General features: G+C 42.3%; 3 protein-coding genes and 1 pseudogene. All 4 read left to right on the forward strand.

Translation table 11 applies throughout. The annotated features are described in order from the left end of the window. Positions 1 to 552: 552 nt before the first annotated feature. The 4 genes and pseudogenes from HZA08_01415 (at position 553) to HZA08_01430 (ending at position 6,669) form a co-directional block, all read left to right on the forward strand. Positions 553 to 1,128 carry a hypothetical protein gene (locus tag HZA08_01415; GenBank protein ID MBI5192081.1) on the forward strand — a complete coding sequence of 192 codons (576 nt, stop codon included), beginning with the start codon at positions 553 to 555 and terminating at the stop codon, positions 1,126 to 1,128. Between the two features lie 271 nt (positions 1,129 to 1,399). Next, on the forward strand, positions 1,400 to 2,209 hold the full coding sequence (locus HZA08_01420; protein MBI5192082.1) for a hypothetical protein: 810 nt from the start codon (positions 1,400 to 1,402) through the stop codon (positions 2,207 to 2,209). Then, positions 2,175 to 5,363 (forward strand): hypothetical protein, encoded by a 3,189-nt coding sequence (locus tag HZA08_01425; protein MBI5192083.1) that lies wholly within the window; start codon positions 2,175 to 2,177, stop codon positions 5,361 to 5,363. The genes HZA08_01420 and HZA08_01425 overlap by 35 nt, the downstream gene beginning before the upstream one ends. A gap of 61 nt (positions 5,364 to 5,424) precedes the next feature. Beyond that, positions 5,425 to 6,669: pseudogene (locus HZA08_01430) on the forward strand (PD40 domain-containing protein). Positions 6,670 to 7,379: the final 710 nt, after the last annotated feature.

Consider the following 7,379-nt stretch of genomic DNA (forward strand, 5'->3'; position numbering starts at 1 on the left):
CCCTTTGTGAACCCTCGGTTCATGGGAGTTCATCCGAAAATGACCCCAAGTAAGCAGTAAGCGGTAAGCAGTTAGCAGATAAAGACTGCCTTTCCTGTTTACTGCTCACTGCTTACTGTTTACTATTTTCATTTCCCTTTGTGAGCGCCCCGTTCATGACGGTTCATCAGAAAAAATCTCCTAACTGGCTGTTCGTCATGGTTCGACAGGCTTACCATGACACCAATGTTGTCACCCTGAGCTTGTCGAAGGGTTCATACTAAATTATAAGTGGCATAGATAATGCTTTTATATACTAAATAGTTCGTCTCATATAAAAACTACATCTTCTTTAAAAAGTTCCATCCATCAGTTCCACGATAAAATGACTCGTGGACAGGAATATTCATCTCTGATAAACACTATATACCCGCTTTTATCATGGGGGAATTACGAGCATATTATACAAATAATTGTTTTATACCTTCAGAAGGGGGGTGATTGGCACGAATTGGATGTTAACTTAATTATTGTCTTTCCTTTGATGTTTTCAAAGGAGAGGAGGTGAATACCATGAAGAAATTAATACTAAGTGTAGTTTCTTTACTGACAATCGGGATAGTAGCCGCTACAACTGTCCCTGCTGCGTATGCTGATACAAGCGGTTCGGCTGAGGCCCATGTTTATGCTACTGTTAATCCTAATATCGCTGTAGGTGTTCTGACTCCTATTGTTAATGCCGGAACAGTTCAGATGGGGGACTTTAACGCTGTTATAGGCTTCCGTGTTGATGCAAATAAGGAAGACGTGAACCTGTCAGTATGTGCATCAGAGCTGTATAAAGGGGATGACCCGACTAATCCAAGTGTTGCGCCGATTCCGCTTAACCTGTCTGCCGGTGTGCCGATCAACCCGACAGATGCAAGTCCAATGGCCGGGGTTAGCAATGTCGCAATCTATAGCGGTGGTCCTTGCAGCATTGGTGCATATCCGGGTCTGGCAACTAATCAGATTCATTTTGAAAGCAGCCAGAACGGTCACTTCAGTCAGGATGTTTATATAACAGTTACCTGGAATCAGGGAGACCCTGAAAAACCAATGGGCGAGTACAGCGGTAAGGTAAAATTCATCGCAATGTTGGTGCCGTGAATAGATTATGATTAGAAGTTTGTTGTATATATTCGTGCCAATCACTATACTTCTGAAAATTTAAAACTGAATAAACAAGGAGGCTCTTGCAAAGGTCTCTGTCATCCCCGAAATCTTCTATCCCCGATAGAGGCATTCGGGGACAGATATGATTTTCTGTAATAATACAATAGATTCCCGCTTAAGCTTGCCCCCGCAGACAATCAGCGGGGGACATGCGGGAATGACAGCATTTTTGTGCTTTTGCAAGAGCCTCTCAAGGATGATTAAAATGATCCGCTATATATTAATAGCATCATACACGTTTAGTATTGTCTTATTGCTTCTAATCGGCATATCCAATGCTGAGATTGCCATATCTCCTGCATTTATTGATATACGTCTGGATAAGGGCAGGCCGGCCGGCAGCTTCATGATTACAAATGTCGGAGATAAGGAGGAGCGATACAGGATTAAGGCGATTCACTTTACCTTCTTAAAAGACGGAGGCGTCAGGGAAATACCGCCTGATGAACATTCTATTGCCCAATGGATTAAGTTCAATCCGGAGGAATTTTCAGTTTCCCCAAAAACAAAAAGGACTATCCGTTTCGTTATCCTCCCACAAGGGAATTTACCATCCGGAGAATACTGGGCAGCAATGGAATTAGAATCATTAAATACATCAGAAGCAATAGGTAAGGACGCCGCAGGTCGTGAATTAAAGATAGAGGTCATACCCACAATACTGGTACCAATCTTTGGACAGTCAGGAGATGTTATTTATGATGGTTCGGTTAAAGAGATTATTGTAAATCAAAATGAGAAGGCCGCCGGCATTGATGCAACGGTCATTAATAACGGCGACGGCCGCATACTGATTACCGGTGAATATGAAATAACTGATGAGTCGGATAAAGTAGTTGAAAAAGGCTCGCTCGGAAAGTCTTATATTCTTCCAGGGTCAGACAGGAAGTTTTCAGTAACCAAAGAGATAACAATGCCTGAGGGAAATTATAAGATCAATATTAGATTTAATGGTCCTCAGTTGAAAAAGGCCATTTCAAATGAAAGCCGGTTTATATGGAAGTCTTCTTTGTGATGAGGGGAAATGTACTGGAAGCAGAATATTATACCTTGTCATATTTATTGTTGTTATATGCGTCATACTTACGCCTATTCACAGCAGAGCAGAGGTGCAACCGTATTCCGATGAAAATCAGCAGGACAAGAATGGCCCGCCTATCCTCAACATAGGCATGGATAGGCGGGGTTTTCTTACCCCGCCGGATGGATTTTCGAGTGAAGATCAAGTAACCCCGCAAAGCCTTATAGATAGTTCTATAGAAGATAGTCAAGAGGAATCACCAAGAGCGCAGCCCGGCAGTAAACAATTTAAAACAGAGGTAGTCGGTTTTATATTAATTGGGAATAAGCCATGGGAGGTCTTAAAGATAGAAGACCTCGATATAATTGTAGATACTGTTTCTCATAAACGTTTCCTCCCCTTGCAAAGACTGCTGAGGGTATTCAATATTGAAAAGGTCACAAAAGAAAATGAAATATTCTTTGAACCATCAGGTAATTTAAAGGTGGTATTGAACATACTTAAAAAAGAGGTCAGGATTAATGACGACATAAAATCAATAGAGCTTATACCGGCAATTTCTGACATAACAATGGAGAGGGAAATATATCTGCCGGCTGATATGGTATCCGGCATATTTCCTATAAGCGTGAAGTGGAATGAGGAGTATTACGGTTTTGAAGCTAAACCGATGGGGCAGTTTGCTATGGATCTATGGAAACTTCCGAAACATTCCTCTCTCCTTGCGATTTCTGCTTATGAATTTACAGATACACTTCCGGAGGCACATCCCCCTTCTCATCCAAAAAAAAACTCTCTTGATTTTGCTGAATTCAGGCTGCGATCCCAGATGTCATCAGGTGATAATATCCAATCAAAGGGTTTGATATTGGATTCGTTCCAACAAAACCTATGGGGTAATCTTGGTGGAGGAGAATACAGACTTCAGATTACTCAGCCGCCGGTCTTTGTCGGACAAAAGGATCATCCGTCCATAAAAAATGAAGCAACATTCATGTTAGAGAAGGTTGATTGGACTTATCGATTCCCCAACACAGAAATCACAGCAGGAGATTCCATATTCGGGCTGAATGATTTAATATTTCCGGTTGTAAAGGCAGCCGGGATACGGGTAAATGGATACTCAGCAAATACGTTTGATGAGGCAGGTTCATTACAATACAACAAAACACTAACAGGTCTGAACAGGTATTTTATTCAGCCTTACGTATTTGAAGGGCCGGCGCCTTCAGGGTCTGATGTTCAGTTAATTGTCAATGATCGGATCATAGAGACACAGAAATCAATAACCGGGGCTTACCGGTTTACTGAAATAAAACTCCCGCCGGGGATACTGCATGATATCCATATTATTATTACTGACCCTGACGGAGTCAAAACAGATTTGCACAAAAGGATACTCGGCAGTTCAATGCTCCTTCCTGCCGGCAGTGCTGCATATATTGCAGGATTAGGCAGTAAGAGGGAAGACGATAGATGGGCAGCACACGGCTCCTTAGTCTACGGAAGGGTGCTATATGGCATAACAGAGGATCTAACCATCGGCGGCATACTGGCGGCCCAGAGAGACATTTATAACTCTTACCCTTTTCCAAGAGACAGTAACCACCTTGGGGTTGAATCATCATGGAGATTGTTTGATTCTCTTGTTCTGTCTGGTGACCTTGCCTTCAGCAGGGATGAGAGTGAATTACATGATGATTTTGCCTACAAGCTGAACGGGGATATTTACCCGCAAAGAAATACTGACATTCATGTTCAATACTTTAGTTATGGACAAAACTTTTTTAATGGGGAAAATATTCTGCTGCACGACAGGGAGGGATATGTTCTGAATGGGAAGTGGCGGCCATATCAAAAAACAGAGGTCGGAGTTGCCTCAGGCATGGTGAGGGACAACCTCCGTCATGAGCGTAATGATACCCTCTCTGTTAATTTCCAGAACATGGAGATTACGTCAAGCTTACTTCCCCGGTCAACTATCGCATTTGATGTCAACAGGGTCTCACCGGACTGGGAAGGAGAGCCGAAAGCCCTTTATACATACAAGATAGTAGTGACTCCGCTTTCTGACTTGAGTCTTGATGCAGTTGTTTCAAGAGGCGACTCTTTAGTAACCGGTGAACATTCTGATTTTCTATCCGGTCTGAGGTTGCCGGGTCTTCCGATGAATAAAACCCCTTCGGTAAGTACTGCCGTACGGAAATATGTAACTGAAAATAATAGTGTGGGACTGTCGTATATGGAATATGAAGAGCGCCGGAGGACATCATTATCCCATTCATTCAGGATTCGCAAAAGTTATCTGTTTCAGGCCATTACTGATTTGGGTTATGATATGGATATTGAGAAACTATTCTGGGAAAACCGGTTTGAGTATCGGTGTGATGCAGCCGGCAGAAGCAGGATTTGGCTTCAGAACCGTTTTGAAAATGATGAATGGAGGTTTGTCTTTCTCCTTGAGTTTGATGAGCTGTTCAGTTTTAAAGATGGTTACCCTGCACGTATTACTAATAACCGGATCAATCCTGAGCGGGGTGGGGTTCATGGTACGGTCTTTCTTGATTTCAATGCCAATGCAGTAAGAGACCCTGGAGAACCGGGTATTGAAGATGTAAAGGTAATCCTCGATAGTTACCAAAATGCTGTCAGTGATAGGAATGGATATTTCATAATACAGGATGTAACGCAGGCTAAAAAGGCCCGTGTTTTCCTTGACATTGATACCATCCCTGCCATCTACTCTCCGACTCACGGAATCCAGACTGCTTATATTAATCCCGGTAATCTCACTGAGGTAAATTTCGGAATTACACCGGTTATCACTATATCAGGATTTGTATTTGCTGCTGAATATGGAAATGGATATAATAAGTCTATAAGAGGGATACGTATCCTTTTAACAGATTCGGATATGATTCCTGTTACTAATTCCATCACTGCAGGAAACGGTAGTTTTTTTCTTGGAAATATCAGGCCAGGCAGGTACATAGTACAGATAGATTCAGACACCCTGCCGAAAGGCTACACTGCTATAGAAAAACAGAGAGAGATTGAAGTTGTCGGCGGGGATAAACCTCAGGAGATTAAGTTACCCCCATTTGAGATTATTCCAGTCAACATAACAAATGCTAAAAAAGGAATATAATAAGGAGGATTAAATTATGATGAACATTTCAGACATTAATTTAAGGCGCACATTTTCTATAATGGTTGTGTTATTCCTGTTTGTATTAAAGATTCCTGTCTATGGAGAGGCAACCGGCCGCGTTAGTTTAAATAGTCTGGGCAATGAAGGTGATAATAACAGTTATACCCCTTCTTTAAGCGCTGACGGGAGAAATGTTGCTTACTACTCATCTTCCACAAACCTTGTTGACAGCGACACGAATAAGGCAGCAGACATCTTTGTCCGTGACAGGCAAACAGGCATTACCGGCAGGGTGAGTGTAAACAGCGCCGGTATTGAAGGTGATAAAGACAGTTATAATCCCTCTATCAGCGCCAATGGCAGGTACGTTGCTTTTTACTCTTATGCAACGAACCTGGTAGATAGCGATACAAACCGGACATCTGACATCTTTGTCCATGACAGACAAACAGGTGTTACCACAAGAGTAAGTGTCAACAGTGCCGGAGTTGAAGGGAATAACCACAGCTACGCCCCTGCAATAAGCGCTAATGGAAGGTATATTGCTTTTTACTCTTATGCAACGAACCTGGTAGATAGTGATACAAACCAGACAGCAGACATCTTTGTCCATGACAGGCAAACAGGTGTTACCACAAGAGTAAGTGTCAACAGTGCCGGAGTTGAAGGGAATAACCACAGTTACTACCCCTCTATTAATGCTGAGGGAAGATATGTTGCTTTTGAATCAACATCAACAAACTTAGTTGCAAACGACTTGAATACGGTGAGAGATGTTTTTGTTCATGACCGTAATACAGGAATAACAACACGTGTAAGCATAGACAGCACAGGCATAGAGGGTAATGACCACAGCTATTCACCCTCTATGAGCGGTGATGGAAGGTATATTGCCTTTGACTCGTCTTCCACAAACTTAGTTGCAAATGACTTGAATAAGGTGAGAGATGTTTTTGTTCATGACCGTAATACCGGGATAACAACACGTGTAAGCATAAATAGCGCAGGTGTCGAAGGAGATAGCGGCAGTTATGACCCTTCAATCAGCACAACTGATAGGTCTGTTGCCTTTGTTTCTCTTGCCGGTAATCTTGTTGCTAATGATAACAACAATGTCAGGGATATCTTTGTTCATAGCATGGATACAGGAGTTACCATGCGGGTAAGCATTAACAGCGCAGGTATAGAAGGTGTGAGCAGCAGTTTTGACCCTGCAATCAGTGCCTACGGCAGGTATGTTGCCTTTGAATCCAAATCATCGAATCTCACGGCAGGGGACACAAATAATGCCTATGATGTATTTACACACGACCGGTTGAGGTGCTTCGGGCTAATCCCGACTATCATAGGCACTAACGGCAATGATCATATCATAGGCACCAACGGCCCTGACGTAATCATCGGGCTTCTGGGTAACGATATTATTGATGGTCTAGGTGGTAATGATATAATATGCGGTTGGGGAGGAGATGACATATTAAATGGAGACGATGGTGATGACATTATTTGGGGTGGTAATGGGAATGATACCATCAATGGTGGAAATGGAAATGATAGGTTATTTGGTGGAAATGGTAACGACACCTTGAATGGAGGAACCGGTAAGGATATTCTGAAGGGTGGAGAAGGTGATGATTCACTTGATGGCGGTACTGAAAAGGATAACTGTGACGGCGGCCCACATGTAATTGGGGATACAGGGGTAAACTGCGAAATAATCATCAATATCCCGTAACACCAATGCCACATTTTAATCGTAGCGCCTGCATTTAACGGGGCTGTGAGTGCAGGCACAATGATGTCAGTCCCCATCTTGATAGTCCTGTTTCTTTTAACTAACAGAATATTTCTTACAGAGAAAAATTACTAAAAGGAGAGGCTCTTGCAAAAGTAATAAAATAAGTGAATTTTTCTGAATTTATTTGGTGTAAAATTGCTCTCCTTTTGGTAGAATATGTTTGTTAAAAAATACCACACAAAAGGAGAGCCGATGAACTTGAGAGATAAAATATC

The organism is Nitrospirota bacterium, from assembly GCA_016212215.1.
Classification (GTDB): Bacteria; Nitrospirota; 9FT-COMBO-42-15; order HDB-SIOI813; family HDB-SIOI813; genus JACRGV01.